The organism is Bacillus sp. 491mf, from assembly GCF_900112415.1.
Classification (GTDB): Bacteria; Bacillota; Bacilli; order Bacillales; family Bacillaceae_G; genus Bacillus_A.
This window is the reverse complement of sequence record NZ_FOLV01000001.1, coordinates 1-24,069: the sequence shown is the minus strand read 5'-3', so window position 1 is coordinate 24,069 and position 24,069 is coordinate 1. Positions and strand designations below refer to the sequence as shown.

The window sequence follows — 24,069 nt, the reverse complement described above, 5'->3', positions numbered from 1 at the left end:
TCTAGAAACATCGTCTCTCTCACCCCAAGGATTCTATCCTTGGGGTTTTTTGATTTTTTTTAGGAGAGGTGAGTTTATGACAGATCAAGAATATATGGCACTTGCTTTGCAATTAGCAAAACATACAGCTGGGCAAACAAGTCCTAATCCTATGGTCGGTGCTGTTGTTGTAAAAGATGGGAATATCGTTGGAGTAGGGTCCCATTTACGAGCGGGAACTGAACATGCTGAAGTTCACGCCCTCCGCATGGCTGGTGAAAATGCGCACGGTGCAGCAGTATATGTAACACTAGAACCGTGCAGTCACCACGGAAAAACGCCTCCTTGTTGTGATTTACTCATCGCAAAGAACGTTAACCGAGTCGTTGTTGCAGCACTAGATAGCAACCCGCTCGTTTCAGGTCAAGGTGTCAAGCGATTACAAGAAGCTGGGATTGACGTAACAATTGGTGTTCTGGAAAAAGAAGCAAAAGAATTAAATCGTTACTTTTTCCACTACATGAAAACAAGGCGTCCATTTGTCACACTAAAAACAGCAATGAGTTTAGATGGAAAAATTGCTACTCGGACAGGAGAAAGTAAATGGATTACCGGTGAAGAAGCACGCGCTGATGTACACCGTTATCGTCATACACACGATGCCATTCTCGTTGGTGTAAATACAATTATTACTGATAATCCGCATTTAACAACGCGAATTGTAAATGGCGGAAAAAATCCGATTCGCATCGTACTTGATACACATTTACGAACACCGCTTTCATCTCATGTAATTACAGATGGCGAGGCCCCAACATGGTTTATCGTTGGAAATGGCGTTTCAAAAGAGAGAATCGCAACATTTCAATCAGATATGGTATCTGTATTGCAAATGAAAACGAATCGTATTGAAATAAACGAACTGCTCGATCTTCTCGGAGAAAAAAATATTCTTTCTCTCTTTGTCGAAGGCGGACAAACAGTTCATGCAAGTTTCTTAGAAGCAAAATGTTTTCAAGAACTGATTACTTATATTAGTCCAAAGCTAATTGGTGGTAAAGAGGCCCCAACATGTTTTGGCGGAAATGGTTTTACACAACTTGAAGATGCACTCGCGCTGCACATTCAATCGATGAAACAAATTGGTGATGATATTAAAATAGTTGCCACCCCAAGAAAAGAGGTGCCTTATGTTTACAGGAATTGTTGAAGAACTTGGAACAATCGCTAATATGCAGCAAACTGGCGAAGCTATGAAACTGACAATTTCGGCAAAGACCATTTTGGAAGACGTAAACTTAGGTGACAGCATTGCTGTTAACGGAATATGTTTAACCGTCACTTCTTATACAACCCATTCTTTTACCGTTGATGTCATGCCTGAGACGATGCGCGCAACGTCTTTGCAGTCACTTACTCGCGGTTCAACAGTAAATTTAGAGCGCGCTATGAGTGCAAACGGCCGCTTTGGTGGGCATTTTGTGACAGGACACATTGACGGCATTGGAACAATTATTGATAAAAAAAGAAGCTATAACGCTGTATATTACAAAATTCAATTACCAAATGAATTGCTTCGCTATTGTTTACAAAAAGGGGCTGTTGCCATTGATGGTACAAGTCTCACAATCTTTGGAGTTGAGGAATCTTCCATCACGATCTCTCTCATTCCACACACATTAAGTCAGTCAGTAATCGGAATAAAAGCTGCTGGCGATATCGTGAACATTGAGTGCGATATGATTGGAAAATACATTGAGCGTTTTATTACAAAGCCAACATCTAAAAAGAGCTCAATTACAGAAAGCTTTTTACAAGATAATGGATTCCTATAAAGGAGGAAATGAAATGTTTCATCGAATTGAAGAAGCGCTAGAAGATTTAAAACAAGGAAAAGTTATTATCGTATGCGATGATGAAAATAGAGAAAATGAAGGGGATTTTATTTCTTTAGCCGAGTATATTACCCCTGAAACAATCAACTTCATGATTACGCATGGGCGCGGCCTTGTATGCGTTCCGATCACAGAAGAATATGCCAATCGTTTAGAGTTAGGACCTATGGTTTCACAAAATACAGATTCACACGGTACGGCTTTTACAGTTAGCGTCGATCACATTTCGACGACAACTGGTATTAGTGCGCATGAACGTGCGACAACTGTACGTGAACTATTAAATCTTGAAGCTGCAGCAAGTGATTTTAAACGCCCTGGACATATATTCCCTTTAATCGCAAAAGCAGGTGGCGTTCTTCGCCGCGCTGGGCATACAGAAGCTGCTGTAGATTTAGCAAAATTATGCGGCGCCGAGCCAGCAGGTGTTATTTGTGAAATTATAAATGAAGATGGAACGATGGCACGAGTGCCTGACTTATTAGAAATTGCAAAGCAATTTCATTTAAAAATGATTACAATTGAAGACTTAATTGCATATCGCCGCCATCATGAAACATTAGTGCAGCGCGAAGTCGAAATTACATTACCAACTGACTTTGGTACATTTCGGGCCATCGGCTACTCCAATTCTCTAGATCATCAAGAACATATCGCTCTTATAAAAGGTGATATTTCTACAGAGGAACCAGTGCTTGTACGCGTCCATTCTGAGTGCTTAACTGGTGATGCGTTTGGATCTTGCCGCTGCGACTGTGGTCCGCAGCTTCATGCAGCGCTCGCTCAAATTGAACGAGAAGGAACAGGAGTTCTTCTGTATATGCGTCAAGAAGGACGAGGCATTGGACTGCTTAATAAATTACGAGCATATAAACTGCAAGAAGAGGGCTACGATACTGTAGAAGCAAATGAAAAACTCGGCTTTGCAGCTGATCTTCGTGATTATGGTATTGGCGCACAAATTTTAAAAGATTTAGGGTTACAACAGCTTCGCCTATTAACAAATAACCCACGTAAAATTGCAGGCTTACAAGGTTATGATTTAGAAGTTGTAGAACGCGTGCCGCTCCAAATTCCAGCAAAAGAAGAAAATAAAGCATATTTACAAACGAAATCAACAAAATTAGGTCATTTATTAAATCTATAATATATAGCTGCAAATTAAAAAAATGACATACAAACCCTTTTTTTAGGGGAGGGCGAGAGCGTCTGGCCACGTATAGGAGCGGTCGGGGCCTTTTCCTGCCACATGCTAGGTTTGAAACAAAAGGAGCAGTCATTAAAAGCCCTTTCTTTTTGGGTAGGCGAGGGCAAATCATATTTTGCTTTGCATAGCAGCAACTTCTATGTTGGAAAAATTAATATAAATTTAAATAGATTAAGGGAGAGATACATGATGGTATTTGAAGGTCATTTAGTTGGTACAGGATTAAAAGTAGGTATTGTCGTTGGTCGTTTTAACGAATTTATTACAAGCAAGCTATTAGGCGGTGCATTAGACGGTTTAAAGCGTCACGGGGTAGAAGAAAATAACATTGATGTCGCTTGGGTACCTGGTGCATTTGAAATTCCGTTAATTGCAAAGAAAATGGCAAACAGCGGAAAATACGATGCTGTCATTACACTTGGAACAGTGATACGCGGCGCAACAACACATTATGATTATGTTTGCAATGAAGTCGCAAAAGGCGTAGCTTCTCTTTCATTACAAACAGAAATTCCTGTTATCTTTGGCGTGTTAACAACAGAAACGATTGAACAAGCAATTGAACGCGCTGGTACAAAAGCTGGCAATAAAGGCTGGGAATCAGCCATTGCAGCGATTGAAATGGCAAACTTATCCCGCCAGTGGGCATAGAGTGAAACTTCCTCTTGTGAAACGCTTTTTCTCACAAGAAGTTAGCCCACCCAATCGGGCTCTTATGGCTGGTTTGTTTTTCTTCCTGCGCTTACTTCTTACCAGCCATTTGAGCGGGATCAACTGATTACATTTCGAACAAAAAGAGGCTTCGGCCTCTTTTTATTTTTCTGCTTTTCCTTCTTGCACAATTTGTAGTTCTTGACGCACTGCTTTTAAATTTTTTCCTTCTGTTTCAATTCCAAAGTACGCAGCTTGGTGCCGAAAATGCTGTTCAACCCTCTTTTGCAAATCTTTCTGTTCAGGATTTTCAACAGCTTTTACTGGGTCGGCACTAACTGCTTTCCATAAAATAAGAAAACTCATAAACGCTAATATATGTTTATGCATTCGAATCCCCCAAATCACGATTAAACTCCCTCTTACTATGTACAATTGCAGAATTGGAAATTCGAATACATATTATGTCATCTCTTTACAGATCCAATGATTCCAACACTTATATACGCTTTATTACATTTTATTTACAAAAAAAGAAAGCTCCTTCATAGAGAGCTTTCTTCTCAAGTTAGCATAGGGCCTACAATGCACATTCCTCAATTTCAAACCCTAAATCTTCAATCATTCCCCAGTCTGTTGTTGGCTCTTGGCCAGCAGTTGTTAAATAATCTCCAACGAAAATTGAGTTTGCTGCAAATAAACCAAGCGGTTGAACAGATCGCAAATTAATTTCACGTCCGCCAGATATACGAATTTCTTTTGACGGATTTACAAAACGCATCATCGCTAATACTTTTAAGCACTGCGTTGGTGTTAATTCTTTTTGCCCTTCTAACGGCGTTCCTTTCACAGCAACAAGGAAGTTACATGGAATAGAATCCGCATCTAGACGCTTTAATTCGAATGCAATCTCTACGCGTTGTTCCGTCGTTTCACCCATTCCGAAAATTGCACCAGAACACGGTGATATCCCCGCATGCTTCGCCTTTTCAACTGTATCTACACGATCGTCAAATGTATGGGTTGAACAAATGCTTTCGTAATTATCTACATGTGTATTTAAATTATGATTGTAACGATGTACGCCAGCTTCTGCAAGGCGCTCCGCTTGATCTTCATTTAAGAATCCAAGGCAGCAACAAATCTTCAAATCAGTCGTTTCGCGAATTTCTTTTACCGCTCCAATAACATGATCAACTTCTTTATTCGTTGGGCGACGGCCAGAAGCAACGATACAATATGTGCCTGCCTTACGCTTGATTGCTTCATGCGCACCTTCTACAATCTTCTCTTGTGTTAACCAAGCATATTTATCAATCGGCGCTTCGGATACGATTGATTGCGAACAATACCCACAATCTTCTGGACATAAACCTGACTTCGTATTAATAATCATATTTAATTTTACTTTTTTCCCAAAGTAATGATGACGAATTACATACGCCGCATTCATAATTTCTAAAATTTCTTCGTCATTTGCTTGTAAAATACTGAGTGCCTCTTCTTTCGTTACATCTCTTCCCTCTACTACTTCAAATGCGATTTGCTTCCAATCTGTTTTCGTTTGGACATGTTTCATTTCTTCTCTTCCCCTCTTTTTTCATATAAGAAAATAAAGCATGATATGTTGCTGCAATTCGTTCACATTTTGTAAAATCTCGTTCATATATGCGAAGCATACTACGAAAGATAGAAGGGCTTTGACAATAAGATTCTTCATTACTGTTCGTTGCTCCAACTTTACGAATCGATTGTAAAAATTCACGAACTGTAGCAAATGTTTCTATGTAACATGTTTCAGTAATCTGTATATCCCCTGTTATTCTTTTACACAACCCTTGCAGCTGTAACCCTGTTAAAAATCTTTGCCCAACAGTTGTAGTATTCTCTATGGCATTCGCTGTTTTCGCACGCTCAAATGATGTATGAAGCTCATGAAACGTTTCATTTCCAAATGTTGAAAACAACAGCACACCATCTTCACGTAAATTTTTATATAAATGTACTAATGTAGCTGATAAATCATTTAACCATTGAAATGTTGCATTCGAGATTATTACATCATATCGCTCGTGAAGTGTAATACGTTCAATGTCTTCACATCGAAATGTAACAGCCTCTACATTACACCTTGTTTTTGCTTTTGTAATCATACTTTCTGCAAAATCAACAGCGGTAATCGTTGCCTTCGGAAAGGATGTTGCTAGTTGCTCTGTGACATAACCTGTGCCACAGCCAAGTTCTAAAATATGAATTTGTGCCGCTTCATCGAAGTGCTCTTTCATACGAGCAAGCAGCCGATCCGCCATCTTTTTTTGAACACTTGCATATTGATCATAGGATACAGCCGCTTGATTAAATCGTTTTTGTAATAACGCCTTGTTAATCATTTCGCTCTATCCCCTTTACAAACTGTATCATTTCTTTTGCACATCGCTTTGCTTGTGTGAAACAAAGTGCATGTCCAGCTTCTTCTATAATCGTGAGTGATGCGTTTATTTTTTCTTGCATATACTCCGCAGCAGAGAGAGGACAAATCATATCATCTTTTCCATGAAGGAGTAATACTGGCACATCTATTTGTAATAGCTGTTCTCTAACATCTGTTTCTATTAAATATTGGAGTCCACATTGCAAAGAATGAATCGAATCACCTTGAAATTGTTCCGCTATTTTCAAGAATGCAATATCATGTCCGTTTTCCTGCTCCGCCTTGGAAAACATACTCACATAAAACCGTTTCAACGTATCATCTTTTTGTTTCAAAAGATTTCGATTCATACGTTCAACAAAAGAGTTTTTCCAGCCATGTATGTAATCGGAATCAGTTGTAAATTTCGCTGTTCCTCCTAGTAACACAATCCCTTTCGTTTGCAATGAATGATGTACTTGAAGAGCGGCCAATGCTCCAAGTGACCAGCCAACTAAAATTACTTCTTTCCCTTCTGCTACCTCTATAATTCGACGTTGAAACTCCTGTTTATCTTCACTATTACGCCAATGAACAACATGTACGGGAAAATCATGTAAATGCGGAAGGAATGCTTCCCAAACCAGTTCTTCCATGCCCCATCCGGGAATGAGAATAAGACTAGGCTGCGTCATGAAATCACTCCTTCTTCTTTTCCAATTTGTACAATCCGCTGCGTTGCCCATTGTAAATCATCATTCGTATGGTGAGCTGTTACGGCAAAGCGGATGCGAGAACTATGCTGCGGAACAGTAGGCGGCCGAATAGCAATCGCTGCTATTCCTGCTTCTTGCAATTTCATACTAAAACGGAGCACTGCTTCATTAGACCCTACAATTACAGGAACAATATGCGTCGTGCTGTCTCCAATATGAAAACCAGCTTCTTGCAAACCTGTTCGAAAATATCGGCCATTTTCTATTAATATATGACGATGTGTTTCATCTTTTCTCACAATGTCAATTGCTTTTCCGATTGCACCAAGCGTTCCTGGTGGTAAAGCAGTTGTAAAAATAAAACTACGCATCGTATTGATCATATACTCGATGCAAACAGCATTTCCGGTAATATATGCACCATAGCAACCCAATGCTTTACTACATGTACCCATATGAATATCTATCGACTTGGCTAATTTCGGATACTCATGAGCAAGACCCGCTCCGTTTTTCCCGTATATTCCGCCCGCATGTGCCTCATCAACCATAAGAAGCGCTCCGTACTTTTCTTTTAGCATCACTAAATCTTCTAAATGAGCCCTATCTCCATCCATGCTAAAAATAGAATCCGTCACAATAAGTTTTCGCTTGTCTGCCTTAGCAGATTTCAGTAATTGCTCTAAATGCTCTAAGTCATTATGACGATAGCGCTTATGCTCAGCACCACTTAATACGATGCCATCTACAATACTGGCGTGATTCAGCCTATCGCTAAATACAATGTCATGACGACCTACAAGTGAAGAAATTGCTCCGACATTTGCCGTATAACCACTATTCACAATTAGTGCTTTTTCAGTTTCTTTCCAAGCGCATATTCGCTGTTCAATTTCTTCATATAACGGATAGTTCCCGACAACGAGACGGGACGCCGTCGCTCCGGTCCCATACGTTTTTGTCGCTTCAATTGCAGCTTCTTTTAACCGTACATCACCAGCTAATCCTAAGTAATTGTTTGAAGCTAAATTTAATAATCTCTTTCCATTTCGAACGAGCCACGCTTGTTCGGCGTGCTCCGTTGCCAACAATTTTCGGTGCTGTGACGTTTCTATAAGACTCGATAGCTTAGACTGAAAATGCGTTTCCCACACTGGATTCATTGCGTAAAAACTCCTCTAATTTTGAGATAGCAATACTCTCTTCTGCCGCTTGTAATAGTTCATTTCTCGTAAAGTTTTCACGAAGCGCTGGCAGCAATCCAATAACCGGTACGCCGCTTAATTCTTCTATCATTTCTTTGTTTTCTATTACTCTTTCTTTTTCATGTTCTCGGCATCCAGATAAAATGATACCCGCGACTGAAAGACCGTGTGCTTTTGCATAAGAAACCGTTAAAATAGTATGATTCACTGTCCCAAGCGTTGGCCTTGCTACAATAAGCACTGGTAATTGCAGCTGTTTCGCAAAATCGACAACGAGGGCATCAGTTGTGTAAGGAACTACAAGTCCGCCAGCGCCCTCTACAAACAAAGAGTCGAATTGTTTTGATAATTCATTGTAATGACTCGTAATATCTGATAATAGCACTTGCCTTCCTGCCCGCCTCATTGCTAAGCGAGGCGCAAGCGGTTCTTCAACTGAATAAGGGCAAATCTCTTCACATGATATTGTTACACCGGCAGCAGCTTTCAACCGAGCAGCGTCTCCTTCTGGATGAGAGGCAAGATGACCGCTTTGCAATGGTTTATACACGCCAATATTGTATCCGCGCTCGCGAAGCACACCAGCTAATGCACCTGTTACAACCGTTTTCCCTACTTCCGTATCGGTCGCTGTCACAAAGAAACCACTCATCATTTCTCCTCCGTTACCTCTTGAATAGCTTGCTGTAAAATTGCAATCATATCATCAAGCTCTTCTATCGTTGACCCAAGCGGCGGCATAAAGACAACAACATTCCCTAGTGGACGAAGAATCATTCCTAAATCACGTGCTCTTCTACAAACCTTCACACCGACTCGTTCCTGCCAAGAATATGCTTCCTTCGTTTCTTTATTTTGCACGAGCTCAATGCCAATCATAAAGCCTCGCTGACGAATATCTCCCACATGCTTAAATCCATGCAAAACTTCTAAGCGCTTTTCGATATATTCTGCTTTATGACTAACAGATTCTATAAGATTAGTCGTTTCAAATAATTTCAAGTTTGCAAGCGCTACTGCACAGCCTAGTGGATTTCCTGTATAACTATGGCCATGGAAAAACGTTTTTTGTTCCTCATAATCACCTAGAAAAGCACGATAAATTTCATCTGTCGTTACGGTAATAGCAACCGGTAAATATCCTCCTGTTAACCCTTTTCCAGCAGTTAAAATATCCGGTGTGATTCCTTCATGTTCGCATGCAAACATTTTGCCTGTTCTGCCAAATCCCGTTGCTACTTCATCTGTAATAAGAAGAACATTGTATGCTGTACAAAGCTCTCTTAATCCTTTTAAATAACCATCTGGCATTGTAATAATCCCGCTCGCCCCCTGGACAATCGGTTCAACAATAACAGCTGCTACTTCTTCGTGATTCTCTCGTAATAAATCTTCCATTTCTTCTAAATGTTTTTTCACAATCATTTGCCCATCTTCCCCATAAGGAGAACGATATGTATACGGATATGGTACTTTTAACGTATCGAATAAAAGCGTACTATATGCTTGGTGAAACATATCAATTGCCCCGACAGATACCGCTCCAATTGTGTCACCGTGATATGCTTCTTTCATCGTAACAAATCTCTTCTTATTAGGCTTTCCTTTATGCTGCCAATATTGAAAGGCCATTTTAATTGCAATTTCAACTGACGTTGCACCAGAATCAGAATAAAAAACTTTCTTTAGTCCATTAGGTACAATTTCAATAATTTTTTCGGCTAATAAAATACTTGGTACATTCGCGATACCTAGCAATGTAGAGTGCGCAATTTTGTTTAACTGCTCACGAATCGCATCATCTAGCTCTTGAACATGGTGACCATGAACATTGAGCCAAATGGAAGACACACCATCCCAATAGCCTTTTCCATTCACATCGTATAATTTTCTTCCTTCTCCCCGTTCGATAATGACAGGATCATCTTCCAAATAATCTTTCATTTGGGTAAATGGATGCCATACATAATCTTTATTTTTTTGAGCTAGTTCCTCATATGTAAAAGTTTGCTCCATGCTCCTCACAGTCATGATTGTCACCTCTAATGTTAACTTGTTTGTTTAAAAGGTTAACATTAGAGGGCAAATACTGTCAATTCTTTTTCATGGAACCATGTTCTAAAAAAAGAAGACTTATCCTATGATAAGTCGCCCTATTTTTTGCTCTGAATTTTACCAATCTCTTGAATTAACTGTTCGTCCGTTTTACCTTCTACGTCGATTCCAAGCTCTTTCGCATGCTCACGAAGAAGCTCTTGTCGCTTTTCAGAACGCACTACACTTATTTCTTTTTGAATCTGTTCTTTTGGTTTTCCTTCTGTAGAAATTCCGAATTTATCTGCTGTTTTTTTCATTATTTCTTCTTCATCTTGTCTCACTGTTTCTTTTGGTTTTTCAACACTTTTCTTTATTGGATTAGGAGATGACGCAAATGCTGTATAAATTCCAGCACCAAAAATGACTGTGAACACCATTGAAATCGTTATGATCTTTACCTTCATATTTTCCCCTCCTCATATTCATTATAAAGAACAAAAAGATAATTTATATCCTTTTCTTTATCATATAACTTCAAAAATAACTGTTGATATTCCTTCTATTTTATATAATAAAAATTTACTACCACGATATGAATCGGCGATGATAGGATTTAGTAGTATTTCGCTTCAAGATTTCAGAAATCTGGTGAATGGTGCGAACCAGTACAGAACGAAGTATGAATTGGTATTTCAGCTAATTTGCCATTTTTATCTTTTTACTGGTTGATACATTAATTAGTGCTGGAACGATTCCTACATTCTTTCATGAAATAAGGAATAGAAAGAAAAGTCCACTGCTAAGCAGCGGACTTTTTCTTTCTTATTTATTTAATTTCTTTCTTCTAAATAACGCAATCGCACCTGCCCCAATAAACGCAAGACCTGCTCCTAATGTCGTAAACATATTCGCTCCTGTCTTTGGCAAGTTGTTGTCTGTTTTCGCTTGCTCTTTACCTGCGTCTGTTGCTGCCGGCTTCTCTTCGTTGTTTTTATTATCTTCTGTTGTTTTCGGCTGATCTCCGCCATTGTTGTTATCTGTTGGCGTTTTCGGCTCATCAGTTCCATTATCGCCACCAGCTGGTTCATCTTTTTTTGATAAATCAATTGCATATTTAGCAAATTCATTTTCTGATGGACTAACGTAAGAAATGTTGCCGTCTTTTGTTATATATTTTTGAGCATTTGGAGAAGAATCAAATGTAATATTCAATTTCTCACCAGTGATTGGTTTAAATGCCCAGTTTTTATCTGCTGTCGGGTTAATTGTTTTTATTTGTTTCATATATTCTACAATAATTTGACGTGTTTCATCAGGAGATTGTAAAATTACTTCCCCATTACTTACACCTGGGAATGTTTTACTGCTACCACGGTAGTTATTCGTTGCTACAACAAACTCTTGACTATCCGATACTGGCTTTCCATCAAACGTTAAGTTCACAATGCGATTTGCAGCTTCATTTACAACTTTTCCATCTTTGTCATATTTAGCTGGCTGCGTTACATCAATTTCATATTTCACACCGTCTAATACGTCAAAATTGTATGTTGGATAGTTAACATTCACTAATTTTTGCTCATCTTTGTTCTTTGGATCGATTTGATTAAATTGACCAGCAGACATTTCTAACCAATCTTTCAACTGAGCCCCATTTACTTTCACTGCATATAATGTATTTGGATATACGTATAAGTCTGCAACGTTTTTAATTGCAAGCGTTCCCTTTGGAATGTCTGTATAATATGTAGCGCCGTTACGGCCACCTGCTTTAAACGGTGCACCTGCTGATAAAATTGGCAGCCCTTCAAATTCCGTACCCTTCATCTTCTGCTCTGTGTACCACTTTTGTGCATTCGTTACAGTTTGAACAGATGGATCATCTTGTACAAGCGCAAAGTAACTATTAATTGGCGCTGTCGTTTCGCCAACTGGTGTATTTACATATTTAATTGTTCCTTCATGGTCATCCTTTATTGCTTCTACTAATTTTTGGTCTGATTCTACTAAAGCAGTGCCTTTACTATCTGCAATTGGACGAACGGCAGGTTTCGATTTCTCTTTTTGTACTTCCCATTTTCCGTTCACTTGCTTTAATTCCATATCAATCATTCCTAAATTACTTCCGAAAACACCTGGCATTACAACAGGAACACCATTCTCATACTTGTCCGTTATTACTGTATGAGAATGCCCCATCAGCACTGCGTCAACACCAGGAACTTCTGTTGCTAAATAATAAGATGCATTTTCCATTCCAGAATTGTAACCGCTTTTATCAACACCCGAATGAGCTAGCGCAACGATGATATCCGCGCCTTCCGCTTTCATTTTCGGTACCATTTCTTTCGCTGTTTCTACAATATCCTTCGCTATTACTTTTCCTTCTAAATTCGCTTTATCCCATCCCATAATTTGCGGTGGAACAAAGCCCATTACACCAATCTTTACTTTATGCTTTTGACCAGCCTCATCTTCTACTTCTTTTTCAAACACATGGTATGGCTTGAAATAATTTTCACCAGTTTTCGCATCATATACATTCGAGTTAATTACAGGAAACTGTGTTTTGCTAGTTGCTTGTTTTAAATAATCTAAACCGTAGTTAAATTCATGGTTTCCAAGAGAAATGACGTCATATTTCATCATATTCATTAAACGATATAATGGATGGACATAGCCTCCATCTAAACCTTTTACTTTTGCTACATAATCACCAAGCGGCGTTCCTTGCAATGCATCTCCATCATCAAATAAAACAGAGTTTTTTGCCTCTTTACGTGCTTCATTAACTAAAGTCGCTGTTTGAACTAATCCTACTTTATTATCTGTTTTTGTTTGATAGTAATCATAGTTCATTAAGTTCACATGAATATCAGATGTTTCTAATATTCTTAGTTTTACAGCACTTTCCTCTCCTTCTGCATGTGCAGGTGTAGGCCATACTTGCGGAGCAATAACACCTATTGCAAGTGCAGCACCAGCCAACGTTTTTGTTGATTTCTTCACAAAAAATCCCCCTTATAACATAGTCCCTAGTTATAAAATATACGATGGGATCAGTGTCCCTACTTCTTAATCACCCAAATTGCCAAGACGTTAGTTGTCCTACTTCTTTTGCGATTTGGATAAATTTACCCCATCTAAAGTTCATCATAACGAACTGTCGTTTATATCGTCAACAAATTTTGACGTACTTCTACAAATTTTATGTTAAAGTATTGTAAAATTTTTGTGAACACGTAATGTGTATTCCATTGCTTCTCATCATGAATATGATAAAATAACCATTTATAAGGAGGATAACATAATGAAAAAACTTCTTTTATCTACAGTTTGTCTCCTCCTTCTTATCATTACACTTTTGTATTGTGACAAGAAAAATGAGACAAATGTTCAAAAAGAATCTTCAGTAGCAACCGTTCCACACTGGATTGATACACAAACTGATGCGACGCTTCATCATCTTGTTCTAGGTGATTCTCTTGCAAAAGGTTACGGGTCTACACAAGGTGGGTACGTACAAGTTGCTTCTCATATATTAGAAACACAATTACAAAAACAAATTATCGTCGATAATCTTGCAAAAAATGGGTTAACAACAGACCGGTTACTTCAAATGATGCAAACCGAAGAAATGAAGCAAAAAATAAAAGAAGCCAACATGATTACAATTAGTATTGGCGGAAATAATGTTTTACACATCAACCGAAACGTCGGTGCTTTAGAAGGAATGAAGTTATTAAATGAAGAGAAAGATTATTTTGAACAAGACTTACAAAACATTGTAAAAACGATTCGTGCCGCTAATCCGAATGCGCTCATCATTCTCTCTGAACTCTATAATCCATTAAAACTAGAGGATGCCATTGCTTCTTACGCAAGTGTTTTCTTAGACAATTGGAATAAAGTGATCTATTCGATTTCAAAAGAAAATCAACCTTCACTCGTCTTACCGATTCGTAATTTATTGCCAAATGATCAAAAAGATTTACTATATGATCAAGTTCATCCAAATGATAAAGGATATGAGAAAATCGCCGAATCGTTTGCAAAACAAGTGTTATCATATAAGTAGGCGACGTTCCTACCTATGGTTATATAAATACAACGACCTAAAAACATCTTTTTTAGATAGGCAAGAGCATTTGGCCATGCATAGTAGCGGTCAGTTCCTTTTCCTGCCACGTGCAATATTTAAAACAAAAGGGAATTATATAGTTGAACTAATCGAACCCTTATAGGCGGTTTTTCGCCTTAGATTCACACAAAAATCATTCTATTTTTATAACATTGTATTTTTTTGTTACAATAAGGACAGAAGGGGGGCTGTTATATGGATTCACGTGAGTGGGAACACATTGTTGATCATCTCCTTTCGCTAGTGCCTCTTTTTTATCGCAAGTTTATGCTTCCTGGAGAGTTTTCTTCTCAGCGACATATGCCGCCATCACATACGCAGGTATTATTGTTATTGCATGAGCGAGATACATTAGCAGTTTCAGAAATCGGCAAACGGTTAGCTATTTCAAGACCGAATATGACACCACTGTTAAATAAACTCATTCAAGAAAAGCTTGTAGAGCGCCACTATAGCGAAAAAGATCGGCGTGTTATTTTAATGTCTCTTACAGCTGAAGGAAAATCATTAGTCAATCAATACAAACAATTCCTTTTAAAAAAACTAAAAGAAAATTTACAAACATTATCAGCAAGCGATCGGGAACAGTTAACCCATTCATTGCAAACAATCCAAAATGTAATTTTGAAAGCGAATATATAAGGAGGTGACTAAAAAGTCTACTTTTTAGTCACCTCCTTTCACTTTTTGGTATGATTCAACTCAGCGAATCGACTACTTGTATGTCAAATATCGTCAAGGGGTCTTTAAATCGTGTCGAAGCGCCGATATATTGCAAAGAACGGTCGATAACGGAAAAAAGCTACTGATCTAAAGGGCACTTATATGCCTTTTAGGTCAGCAGCTTTATGCTTCGTAATAATTTCCATAATATACATTTGAATATGGCCAAGTAGTTAAATACGGTCTACTTTCTTGTAATGGTTGCACAGTTTGCCTTATATATGGAACAGGATAATACTTAACTTGTGGATGGTACCTTGGATCATAATAAGAAAAAAACATCACATTTCCTCCTTTTTAGAAGCATATTCAAAAAGGAAATGTGATGTGCATTCATTATAGTTGTACAATTGGGCTTTTTATTTGTTTCTTTCTTTTCGTCAGTCGTAATTTACGATTTTTCTCGTACAAATAGTACATAACAAAATAAGCAATTACGCCAAGTACAATCCCTAAAATCGTCATACCTATTATTACATAGACTTCACTTTGTAATAAGCCTTTTAAGATTGTTAACCCATTTACTGAAAAAAAATCTTTTATTGTATAATGGTGAAGCGGTATTTTTTTTATCTCAAAAGGATAAATAAGTTTTCCTAGTGCATGCGCAAAAGGAATTAACAGAACAGGTAAAAATGTTAATTTACCAATAATATTACCGATAACCGCTGCAGGAAACGAACCTTTCAGTAATCGAACAAGCGGATAAAAAATAAGATATACGAGCGAAGCCGTATGAATAACTAACATTTCCATTCCAAAACCAACAGCAAATCCGCGTGAAACAATTTTCGCGCCTTCTGGTGCACGCAATAATTTATAATAATTTACCTTCACTCCTCGCCAAATACGTTGAAAGAATGAATATGTTTTCTTATTTACTCGCATCTACACCATCTCTCTTATATTTTTCTGTTTCTTACTATTATAAAGTATGTAACGAGAAAATGCGAAAGCTAGATAAGACATTTCAAATGAAAAACAACCTTCTATTATGAAGAAGGTTGTTTTTCTTGTAATAAACTGACTAATAATGCCTTTTGTACATGCAGGCGATTTTCCGCTTGTTGAAACACAATGGATTGTGGACCATCAATAATTTCTGAGGTGACTTCTTCTTCGCGATGTGCTGGTAGACAGTGTAGAAAACGATAAGTTGATTTTGCTTCTTGGACAAGTTGCTCATTCACTTGATATGGCTGAAACAATTTATATTTCTCTTTATTATCCTCTTGCCCCATACTCATCCAAACATCTGTATAAATAAAATCTGCTTCTTTGACCGCCTCTTTTGCATTATATGTAATCTCAATTTTAGCTCCTGTTTCCTTTGCAATTTCAATCGCACGCTTCACTATTTCTTCATTTGCTTCGTAGCCTAGAGGCGTTGCAACTGTAATGTTCATCCCTACTTTTGCACTCGCAAGGAGCAATGAATGACAAACATTATTTCCATCACCAACGTAAGCAAGCTTAATATTTTTAAATGTATTTACTTCTTCATAAATCGTCATTAAATCTGCCAATGCTTGACACGGATGGTGATCATCTGTTAATCCATTAATAATAGGAATTGTCGCTTCCTTTGCTAATTCTTCTACTTCCGCGTGTGAAAATGTTCGTATCATAATTCCATCTATATATTGTGATAACACTTTTGCAGTATCTGCAATACTTTCTCCTCTTCCAAGTTGCAGTTCCTTACCATTTAAAAACATACCATATCCTCCAAGCTGAATCATTCCAGCTTCAAAAGATACACGTGTACGAGTAGAATGTTTGTCAAAGATCAATCCTAAGATTTTCCCATTTAAGAGAGGTAATGTTTTTTCTTTTTTTACGTACATCGCAAACTCAATAATTGCAATGATTTCTTCTTGTGCTAATTCTTCTAATGTTAAAATATCCTTTGTTTGCAGTTTTGGTACAGACACGATTTGCATCCAAATTCCTCCTCTATTTTAGCAGCGCTTGTTTACATACACGATTCATCATTTGCACCGCTTCATCTATTTCTGCTTTCGTTACAATAAGCGGCGGTAATATACGCAATACATTAGGGCCAGCTTGCAAAATTAGAAGACCTTCTTTCTCTAACGCGGCTACCATCGCACTAACTTCTCCTTTGCAAACAACTCCAATCATGAGTCCTTTTCCGCGAATATCAATGATCCACTCCTTATCCTCTAATTCTTCTTGTAATTTCCGTAAAAAATACGTTCCTTTTTCTTGTACTTCTTTCAAAAAAGAGGTACAAGAAACAATTTGTAATACTTCTTTTGCAGCTGCCATTGCAATAAAATTCCCGCCAAACGTCGAGCCATGTGTTCCCGGAGAAAAAACAGATCCTAACTCTTTTTTACTAAGCATCGCTCCGACCGGAATACCATTTCCAAGCGCTTTTGCAACTGTGACAATATCAGGTGAAATTCCCATTTGTTCATATGCGAATAACGTCCCTGTTCTTCCCATTCCGGTCTGCACTTCATCGACGATGAAAAGTGCACCGTATGCATGACATAACTTCTCAATTTCACGTAAATACGTAACATCTGCTGGAAGAACACCACCTTCTCCCTGTACAATTTCCACCATAACAGCTGCGACTTCTTCATTCATCGCTTCTTGAAACGCGGTGATATCATTAAATGGAAGGTGTAAAAAACTTGGAAGAAGTGGTCCAAATCCATCATGAATTTTAGATTGTCCTGTTGCACTCATCGTCGCAAAAGTTCGTCCATGAAATGATTGTTTACACGTAATCACAACCGATTTCTCGGTATACTTACGTGCTAACTTCAGTGCTGCCTCATTTGCTTCCGCTCCGCTATTACAAAAAAATGCATAGTGTAACTCGCGATTGTTTGTTAATAACTTAGCAACTTCTTCTTGTACTGTATGAGGAAATAAATTTGAAATGTGCCATATTGTTTGTAATTGCTTTTCAACAGCATTTACGACCACTGGATGACAATGCCCTAAATTACATACCGCAATGCCAGAAGTAAAATCTAAATATTGCTTTCCTTGTTTATCTGTAACCTTTGTGCCGTTTCCGTTCACAATTTCAATATTTCGTCTACTGTATGTTGGAAAAACATGTTTTCCCACTACCTCTCCCCCTTTTTGTTACTGTTGTGCCAATCCACTCCCCTTTGTTTGTCAAAAAACGTTGTGTACTGTTCACAATTACAGCATCCTTTACACCTAGCTCTAATGATGCTAGTGCAGCTTTTACTTTCGGAATCATCCCACCAGTAATCGCCCCATTATCGATAAGCTCGAGAAGCTGCTGTTCATTTGCTTTCTCAATGAGCTTATCCTTATATATAACGCCATCTACATCTGTAATAAAAATTAATTTCTCCGCATTCATTGCTGTCGCAATTGCCGCCGCTGCTGTATCTGCATTCACGTTATATAGCTGTCCATCCATTACTCCAACGGGCGCAACTACAGGAATATACTGATTTGCTAACAAACACTGTAATAATGTTGTTCGAACAAATTTCACTTCACCAACATAACCAAATTCTGCTTCTAGCGGAGCGACTTGCAATAACCTTCCATCACATCCAGATAGTCCAATCGCATCAATTTTTTGATCATTTAATTTTGAGACAAATGTCTTATTTGTACTGCCGCATAATACCATTTGTACAATTTTCATAACCTCTGCTGTTGTCACACGTAATCCGTCTTTCTTTTCAATAGGAATCCTTAATTTGTTTAGCATCGCATCAATTTCAGGCCCACCACCATGAACAATAATCACATCATACATTTGTGCAATTTGTTTCATACATTGAAAAAATGTTTCACCTAAACGAGCCAACATACTGCCGCCGCATTTTATTACAATACGTTCTCTCATCTCGTCTCTCCTTATGTGCGATAACAAGCATTAATTTTGATATATTCATAACTTAAGTCGCATCCCCATGCTCTTCCGCTTGACTCGCCCATTTGTAGATACACATCGATAACAAGCTCTTCTTGTTGCAGCATTTGTTTCATCTCCTCTTCTGAAAAACATTGAGGTTCACTATTCTTTAACACCGCAATCGATTGAATAGAAATATCAACCGCACGTGGTTCAATCACAATACCACTTTGTCCAATTGCACTAATAATCCGCCCCCAGTTTGCATCCTCACCGAATGCAGCAGCTTTCACAAGATTGGAGCCAACAATTTGCTTCGCGATCATATTTGCTTCTTCTACAGTTCGCGAACCATGCACATTTACCTCAATTAACTTTGTCGCTCCTTCTCCATCTTTCGCAATTTGCTTTGCTAAATCTTCACATACTTTTCCAAAAGCAAATAAAAACTTCTCCCATTCTGGATGTTCTTCGTATATTGCAGTTGTATTAGATAACCCACTCGCCATAACAAGCACCATATCGTTTGTCGACGTATCCCCATCGACTGTAATTTGATTAAATGTATGATTTGTAACTTGAGATAAAGCTCTTTGTAATGTTTCACTTTCTATATTCACATCAGTCGTAATAAACCCAAGCATCGTTGCCATATTTGGATGAATCATCCCCGATCCTTTCGCAGCCCCGGCAATTGCAACCTCTTTCCCTTCAATTGAAAACTTGTAACATGATTGTTTCGCAACTAAATCTGTCGTCAAAATTGCTTCATAAAACGATGTCGCAACCCCTACTTCTGTTGATGGTTGTAATGAAAAAATACCACTACGTACTTTCTCCATGGGTAAAGGCTCTCCGATGACGCCTGTGGACGCTACCGCAACGTAGTTTTCCTCTACACGAAACTGTTTAGCTGCTAATGCACGCATTTCATATGCATCCTGCAAACCTTTTACACCTGTACAAGAATTTGCATTTGCACTATTCACAACAATAGCCTGTAATTTTTGCTTAGCAGCAATACTTTCTTTCGTCACGATAATCGGAGCTGCTTGAAATTGATTTTGCGTATAGACAGCCCCGCAGCTCGCTGGTACTTCACATACGATTGCTCCTATATCTTTTCTCTCTTTTCTTAATCCTGCATGAATGCCGATCGCGGCAAATCCTTTTGGTGTTACAATTGAACCGTTTTCTATCTTCGCGCATAATACTGTTTCAATCATGCTTTCTCCCCCTTACGGATACAACGGCATGAATTGTAAATTCTCCGTCTCCGCTATCCCTGCTAATAGATTTGCATTTTGCACAGCCTGCCCAGCTGCCCCCTTCATTACATTATCAATGACTGCCACAATCGTAATTCGGCCTGTTCGTTTATCATAAGCCGTTCCAATGTCACAAAAGTTGGATCCCCTTACCTCTTTTGGACTTGGAAAAACTCCCTTTTCTCGTATTCTTACAAACGGTGAATGACAATAGCTATCCTCATAAACTTGCTGAAGCACAACATCTGTTATTTCTTGCTTCGCCTTTGCATAGAGCGTGACCATAATTCCTCTCGTAATTGGAATCAGATGTGTACTAAACGTGATTGGTTTCATGTTCTCATCCCACTCTTGCAACATTTGCTCAATCTCTGGAATATGCTGATGTTCATTTACTTTATAAATGTATAAATTATCGTGAATTTCCGGGAAGTGCGTCATACTTGTCGGCGTCTTTCCTGCCCCAGAAACTCCTGATTTTGCATCAATAATAAGGGAATCTACTTCGATGATTCGGTTTTTTACTAATGGCGCTGCCGCCAGCAAAGTGGCAGTTGCATAGCATCCTGGATTCGCAATTAAGTTTGCAGCTCTGATTTCGCCTTTTTTCCACTCCGTTAATCCGTACACCGCTTGCTGTAATACCGCTTCTTTCGCAGCTGTTTTGTTATACCACTCTTCATATATAGCCGGTTTTCGAATTCGAAAATCTCCTGATAAATCAATCACTCTTACCCCAGCCTCTAGTAAGCTCGGTGTCAAATTTGCCGACACCCCAGCCGGCGTTGCTAAAAACACAAGATCCGCCTCTTTCGCAATCCTTTCAACATCTACCTCTGCTAATGAATGGGAAACAAAAGTAGATAAATGAGGATATGGTATCGTCATGACTTCTCCAATTTGCGAATAAGAATGTACCGATGTCACCGTAAAAATTGGGTGATGTGTTAATAACCGTAAAAGCTCAAGACCTCCATATCCAGTTGCCCCAATAATCGCCGCCTTCATAATTCCTCCTCATTACCTTTTAGATTTAAATACGATTATAATATTGTATATTTATAGAGTCAATTAAATATTTATAAATTTATAAACTATTAAAATTAACATTTTAAAGACACTTTACTGATAAAACTTTTATAACAAATGAATTTTTATGCAAAAACAAAGATATGGAGATTTTCTTTTCAAATTCAAGTACAATAAAAACAATACATATACACATATAGGTGAGAAAAATCATGAATGAAAAATTAATCGAAAAAATGATTACAAAAAGTTTTCAACAATATCAATGTGCGCCAACTTCACAAGAAGACTATAAAATGCTTATAGAACGTATTCAAAACATACTTTCTAGTAATACAGAGGTTGACTTGTATGAAGCAATAGAGGATGTCGTATATGAATACATTACGCTATCGTAAAAATTGAAAAACTTATAACATGTTAAAGGAGTATGAAGCATGAAAAGGAGGATTATGAAAAATGAAAAAAATTTTTATTCTTCTCGGATTACTTACTTTCTTTTTAACAGCTTGCCAAGATAACACCATGAACTTCACAGACATTTATCCTCGTATTCATGTAACAAAAATAGAAATAACGAAAGGCAATGGAGAAAATACGATTATTACAAATCAAACACATATCGACGAATGGATCAATCACATGCAGTCAATTACATTTACATCAGAAGAAAGCCAAGAGAAAAAAGTTGGATATTTATATTCCATAAAAATGTATAACAAAGACGAAGAAGTAGGCCATTTCACGACTTCTGAAATTAACGGATATTATTACAAAGAAAATACTGAATTAGTATCAGCCATAGAAGATTTAACCAACAAAAAATAGGAGATTCTCTATTTGAGAATCTCCTATTTTTTACTTAATGATTTTCCAACAACACGCTCGAATAACCCTGGAAACAATGAAAAAATAATCGGTCCTAAATTCATCCACTTCGGTAAATTTACTTCACGCTTTTTCATTACGATTGCTTTTACAATTTGCTGCGCTACATAGTTTGGTTTTAATATGTAACGTTCAACACTTTTTACGTATGTACCAGATTGATCTGCTATCGTATGAAAGTTTGTGTCAATTGGACCTGGATTAATTGCTGTTATCGTAATGTTTGTATTGGCAAGTTCCATACGCAAGCTATTTGTAAACCCTAATACCGCATGTTTCGTTGCTGCATATGCACTTGATTTCGGCGTTGCAATTTTCCCTGCCAGTGAAGCGATATTCACAATCTGCCCACTATTTTGTTCAATCATATAAGGTAAAATCGCTTTCGTACACGCTACTAAACCGAATACATTTACATCAAACATATCTTTAACTTCTTGAACGGATGCATCAACAAACGTTTTAAACACCCCAAAGCCAGCATTATTGACTAGTATATCAATACGTCCTATATCTTGAAGCATTTGTGCAAAAACAAGTTTTACTTCTTCTTCATTACTTACATCCAACACATAATAATGACAAGAAGTACGATATGCGGTTTCAATTTTTTGTTTGAGCGCTCGTAATTTTTCTTCTGTACGAGCAATTAGGACAGGGATTGCACCGCACTCCGCTGCTTGCATCGCTAACTCTTCTCCAATTCCACTTGAAGCTCCTGTTATGACGATTACTTTATCTTGTAAACGCCTATTCATGGCTGTCACCTACTTTGCATAGTAAATCCATTGCTCTGATGACTTATCAATCATCACCTGTTGATTATATGCTAAAAAGTCTAATTGTCCAACTGTTTCAGAGATTGTAAGCGGTAACTGCTTTTCATATAGCACAGGAAATAGTTTAACGCACACTTCAAATGCTGTCATCGGTTGTTCCTTTAATAAATTTAACACTTTAAAGGCACGTGTCTCTTGTTTTTGAAGACGCTCGTTTACTAATTTTTTCACATCGATAACATCTTCCCCATGCCCTGGTAAAACACGTGAAATATTCATACTAGCTAAGCGCTTTAATGTCTCATTGTACTGCAGCATCGGCTTCGCTCGTTCTGTTTCTCCTTCATATGGCGGTTCTAAAATTGGATTAGAGGAAATATGACCAATTAAGGCATCACCGCCAATTAGCAATCCATCCTTTTCACGATATAAAGAAATATGAGTAGAAGCGTGTCCTGGTGTTTCAATCACCGTAAATTCCGGCAACGAAGCAACGCGGTCCCCTTCCCTCACCGTATGTGTAAGCGAACGTTTACAAGAGTAAATCATTGTTTTCGTTAACGATGCACTTTGTTTTAAACATGTTTCTGGGACGCCCAATTGTCTAGATTCTTCTAAAAAGAATTGTTGATATCGCTTTAGAAATTGCGGATCTTGTGTAATCCACGGTTCATTCCACGGATGGCCTACAATATTTGTTTGATTAGAGAATATATCCAATAGTCCGCAATGATCTGCATGGTGGTGTGTCAGCACTACTGTTTCAATATCTTCTACCTTATATCCTAGTGTATTTAGTTGCTTCTCTAATGCTAGTCTCGATTTTTCTGTATTCGTTCCTGTATCAATTAATGTTAGTGTCTCTCCCTCCACTAAAAAAACATTAACGATTTCCACCGCAAATGGAACAGGAATTTCCAATCTATGAATAACTGTCATACTATAAGCCCCCTCTGTTTCTCCGTTTCAAAAATGAATCTTCCTTCAGTTTACATCTAACATGAAAATTTGTCATTATTTTCAGATAAAAAGAAGGGATTTTCTACGAAGAGCCGAATGTATGTAAATTTAACATATTTCCAAAAGAATTCCCCTTCCTCAAGGAATGAGAAGGGTGAAGCCCAATGAGTAGGAAAGGGATGAATTTTGGTTGGCGTAAGCCAAAGGATTGAAAAAGGAATTTCCTCGAATCAGATAGAATGTATGTAAAGAATGATTTGGATCTCAAAGTTATCGTTTGCTGGCTGTGGGCGGTGCA

General features: G+C 38.0%; 25 protein-coding genes and 1 pseudogene. 8 read left to right on the top strand and 18 right to left on the bottom strand.

Going from position 1 to position 24,069, the window contains the following annotated elements; all coding sequences use genetic code 11:
* Window positions 1-76 precede the first annotated feature (76 nt).
* The 4 genes from ribD (at window position 77) to ribH (ending at window position 3,732) form a co-directional block, all read left to right on the top strand.
* On the top strand, window positions 77-1,189 hold the full coding sequence (ribD, locus tag BM211_RS00125; protein ID WP_035429424.1) for a bifunctional diaminohydroxyphosphoribosylaminopyrimidine deaminase/5-amino-6-(5-phosphoribosylamino)uracil reductase RibD: 1,113 nt from the start codon (window positions 77-79) through the stop codon (window positions 1,187-1,189).
* Window positions 1,170-1,814 (top strand): riboflavin synthase, encoded by a 645-nt coding sequence (gene ribE, locus BM211_RS00120; RefSeq protein ID WP_035429426.1) that lies wholly within the window; start codon window positions 1,170-1,172, stop codon window positions 1,812-1,814. Before ribD ends, ribE begins: the two co-directional genes overlap by 20 nt.
* A 13-nt stretch (window positions 1,815-1,827) precedes the next feature.
* The gene (locus tag BM211_RS00115; protein ID WP_035429428.1) at window positions 1,828-3,021 is read left to right on the top strand and encodes a bifunctional 3,4-dihydroxy-2-butanone-4-phosphate synthase/GTP cyclohydrolase II; all 1,194 of its coding nucleotides are present in this window, start codon (window positions 1,828-1,830) and stop codon (window positions 3,019-3,021) included.
* A 249-nt stretch (window positions 3,022-3,270) separates the two neighbouring features.
* Entirely contained in the window at window positions 3,271-3,732 is a 462-nt protein-coding gene (ribH, locus tag BM211_RS00110; protein WP_035429429.1) for a 6,7-dimethyl-8-ribityllumazine synthase, read from the top strand.
* A gap of 174 nt (window positions 3,733-3,906) precedes the next feature.
* Here the strand turns inward: ribH and BM211_RS00105 are convergent.
* From BM211_RS00105 to BM211_RS00065, 9 genes and pseudogenes are all read right to left on the bottom strand, one after another.
* Window positions 3,907-4,122: pseudogene (locus tag BM211_RS00105) on the bottom strand (hypothetical protein); the annotation flags it as partial.
* A 190-nt stretch (window positions 4,123-4,312) separates the two neighbouring features.
* On the bottom strand, window positions 4,313-5,311 hold the full coding sequence (gene bioB / locus BM211_RS00100) for a biotin synthase BioB (RefSeq protein WP_090994567.1): 999 nt from the start codon (window positions 5,309-5,311) through the stop codon (window positions 4,313-4,315).
* Window positions 5,265-6,122, bottom strand: a complete 858-nt coding sequence (gene bioC, locus BM211_RS00095) for a malonyl-ACP O-methyltransferase BioC (RefSeq protein WP_035429433.1) — start codon at window positions 6,120-6,122, stop codon at window positions 5,265-5,267. Before bioC ends, bioB begins: the two co-directional genes overlap by 47 nt.
* Complete coding sequence (locus BM211_RS00090; RefSeq protein ID WP_035429434.1) at window positions 6,115-6,837, bottom strand: alpha/beta fold hydrolase; 723 nt, start codon at window positions 6,835-6,837, stop codon at window positions 6,115-6,117. Before BM211_RS00090 ends, bioC begins: the two co-directional genes overlap by 8 nt.
* Window positions 6,834-8,021 carry an 8-amino-7-oxononanoate synthase gene (bioF, locus tag BM211_RS00085; RefSeq protein ID WP_035429436.1) on the bottom strand — a complete coding sequence of 396 codons (1,188 nt, stop codon included), beginning with the start codon at window positions 8,019-8,021 and terminating at the stop codon, window positions 6,834-6,836. Before bioF ends, BM211_RS00090 begins: the two co-directional genes overlap by 4 nt.
* A complete protein-coding gene (gene bioD, locus BM211_RS00080; RefSeq protein ID WP_035429439.1) occupies window positions 7,987-8,715 on the bottom strand; it encodes a dethiobiotin synthase in 729 nt (242 codons plus the stop codon). Before bioD ends, bioF begins: the two co-directional genes overlap by 35 nt.
* A complete protein-coding gene (bioA, locus tag BM211_RS00075; RefSeq protein WP_090994565.1) occupies window positions 8,715-10,094 on the bottom strand; it encodes an adenosylmethionine--8-amino-7-oxononanoate transaminase in 1,380 nt (459 codons plus the stop codon). The genes bioD and bioA overlap by 1 nt, the downstream gene beginning before the upstream one ends.
* A 122-nt stretch (window positions 10,095-10,216) precedes the next feature.
* Window positions 10,217-10,564, bottom strand: coding sequence for a hypothetical protein (locus BM211_RS00070; protein WP_035429443.1), 348 nt, complete (start codon window positions 10,562-10,564; stop codon window positions 10,217-10,219).
* Between the two features lie 358 nt (window positions 10,565-10,922).
* Window positions 10,923-13,109 carry a bifunctional 2',3'-cyclic-nucleotide 2'-phosphodiesterase/3'-nucleotidase gene (locus BM211_RS00065; protein WP_035429445.1) on the bottom strand — a complete coding sequence of 729 codons (2,187 nt, stop codon included), beginning with the start codon at window positions 13,107-13,109 and terminating at the stop codon, window positions 10,923-10,925.
* Window positions 13,110-13,410: 301 nt separating this feature from the next.
* Here BM211_RS00065 and BM211_RS00060 point away from each other — a divergent pair, with 301 nt between their 5' ends.
* Together BM211_RS00060 and BM211_RS00055 are read left to right on the top strand one after the other, a co-directional pair.
* Window positions 13,411-14,178 (top strand): GDSL-type esterase/lipase family protein, encoded by a 768-nt coding sequence (locus tag BM211_RS00060; RefSeq protein WP_035429447.1) that lies wholly within the window; start codon window positions 13,411-13,413, stop codon window positions 14,176-14,178.
* Between the two features lie 258 nt (window positions 14,179-14,436).
* Window positions 14,437-14,883 carry a MarR family winged helix-turn-helix transcriptional regulator gene (locus tag BM211_RS00055; RefSeq protein WP_035429449.1) on the top strand — a complete coding sequence of 149 codons (447 nt, stop codon included), beginning with the start codon at window positions 14,437-14,439 and terminating at the stop codon, window positions 14,881-14,883.
* 204 nt (window positions 14,884-15,087) lie between these two features.
* On the opposite strand, the gene BM211_RS26265 is transcribed toward BM211_RS00055, so the two are convergent.
* From BM211_RS26265 to argC, 7 genes are all read right to left on the bottom strand, one after another.
* Window positions 15,088-15,246: a hypothetical protein gene (locus tag BM211_RS26265; protein WP_177206863.1), complete on the bottom strand. Its 159-nt coding sequence runs from the start codon at window positions 15,244-15,246 to the stop codon at window positions 15,088-15,090.
* A gap of 54 nt (window positions 15,247-15,300) precedes the next feature.
* Window positions 15,301-15,852, bottom strand: coding sequence for a DUF2062 domain-containing protein (locus BM211_RS00050; protein WP_035429450.1), 552 nt, complete (start codon window positions 15,850-15,852; stop codon window positions 15,301-15,303).
* Between the two features lie 104 nt (window positions 15,853-15,956).
* Complete coding sequence (gene argF, locus BM211_RS00045) at window positions 15,957-16,907, bottom strand: ornithine carbamoyltransferase (protein WP_035429452.1); 951 nt, start codon at window positions 16,905-16,907, stop codon at window positions 15,957-15,959.
* Between the two features lie 13 nt (window positions 16,908-16,920).
* Entirely contained in the window at window positions 16,921-18,075 is a 1,155-nt protein-coding gene (locus tag BM211_RS00040) for an acetylornithine transaminase (protein WP_035429454.1), read from the bottom strand.
* On the bottom strand, window positions 18,044-18,838 hold the full coding sequence (argB, locus tag BM211_RS00035; RefSeq protein WP_090994564.1) for an acetylglutamate kinase: 795 nt from the start codon (window positions 18,836-18,838) through the stop codon (window positions 18,044-18,046). Before argB ends, BM211_RS00040 begins: the two co-directional genes overlap by 32 nt.
* A gap of 11 nt (window positions 18,839-18,849) precedes the next feature.
* The gene (gene argJ / locus BM211_RS00030) at window positions 18,850-20,073 is read right to left on the bottom strand and encodes a bifunctional glutamate N-acetyltransferase/amino-acid acetyltransferase ArgJ (RefSeq protein ID WP_090994562.1); all 1,224 of its coding nucleotides are present in this window, start codon (window positions 20,071-20,073) and stop codon (window positions 18,850-18,852) included.
* Between the two features lie 12 nt (window positions 20,074-20,085).
* The gene (argC, locus tag BM211_RS00025; protein WP_035429460.1) at window positions 20,086-21,123 is read right to left on the bottom strand and encodes an N-acetyl-gamma-glutamyl-phosphate reductase; all 1,038 of its coding nucleotides are present in this window, start codon (window positions 21,121-21,123) and stop codon (window positions 20,086-20,088) included.
* Window positions 21,124-21,356: 233 nt separating this feature from the next.
* On the opposite strand from argC, the gene BM211_RS00020 reads away from it, so the two are divergent.
* Entirely contained in the window at window positions 21,357-21,542 is a 186-nt protein-coding gene (locus BM211_RS00020; RefSeq protein ID WP_090994560.1) for a YqzH family protein, read from the top strand.
* 61 nt (window positions 21,543-21,603) lie between these two features.
* The gene (locus tag BM211_RS00015; protein ID WP_090994558.1) at window positions 21,604-21,972 is read left to right on the top strand and encodes a hypothetical protein; all 369 of its coding nucleotides are present in this window, start codon (window positions 21,604-21,606) and stop codon (window positions 21,970-21,972) included.
* 23 nt (window positions 21,973-21,995) lie between these two features.
* On the opposite strand, the gene BM211_RS00010 is transcribed toward BM211_RS00015, so the two are convergent.
* Both BM211_RS00010 and BM211_RS00005 read right to left on the bottom strand, forming a co-directional pair.
* Window positions 21,996-22,790 (bottom strand): SDR family oxidoreductase, encoded by a 795-nt coding sequence (locus tag BM211_RS00010; RefSeq protein ID WP_090994556.1) that lies wholly within the window; start codon window positions 22,788-22,790, stop codon window positions 21,996-21,998.
* A 9-nt stretch (window positions 22,791-22,799) separates the two neighbouring features.
* The gene (locus tag BM211_RS00005; RefSeq protein ID WP_035429467.1) at window positions 22,800-23,750 is read right to left on the bottom strand and encodes an MBL fold metallo-hydrolase; all 951 of its coding nucleotides are present in this window, start codon (window positions 23,748-23,750) and stop codon (window positions 22,800-22,802) included.
* Window positions 23,751-24,069: the final 319 nt, after the last annotated feature.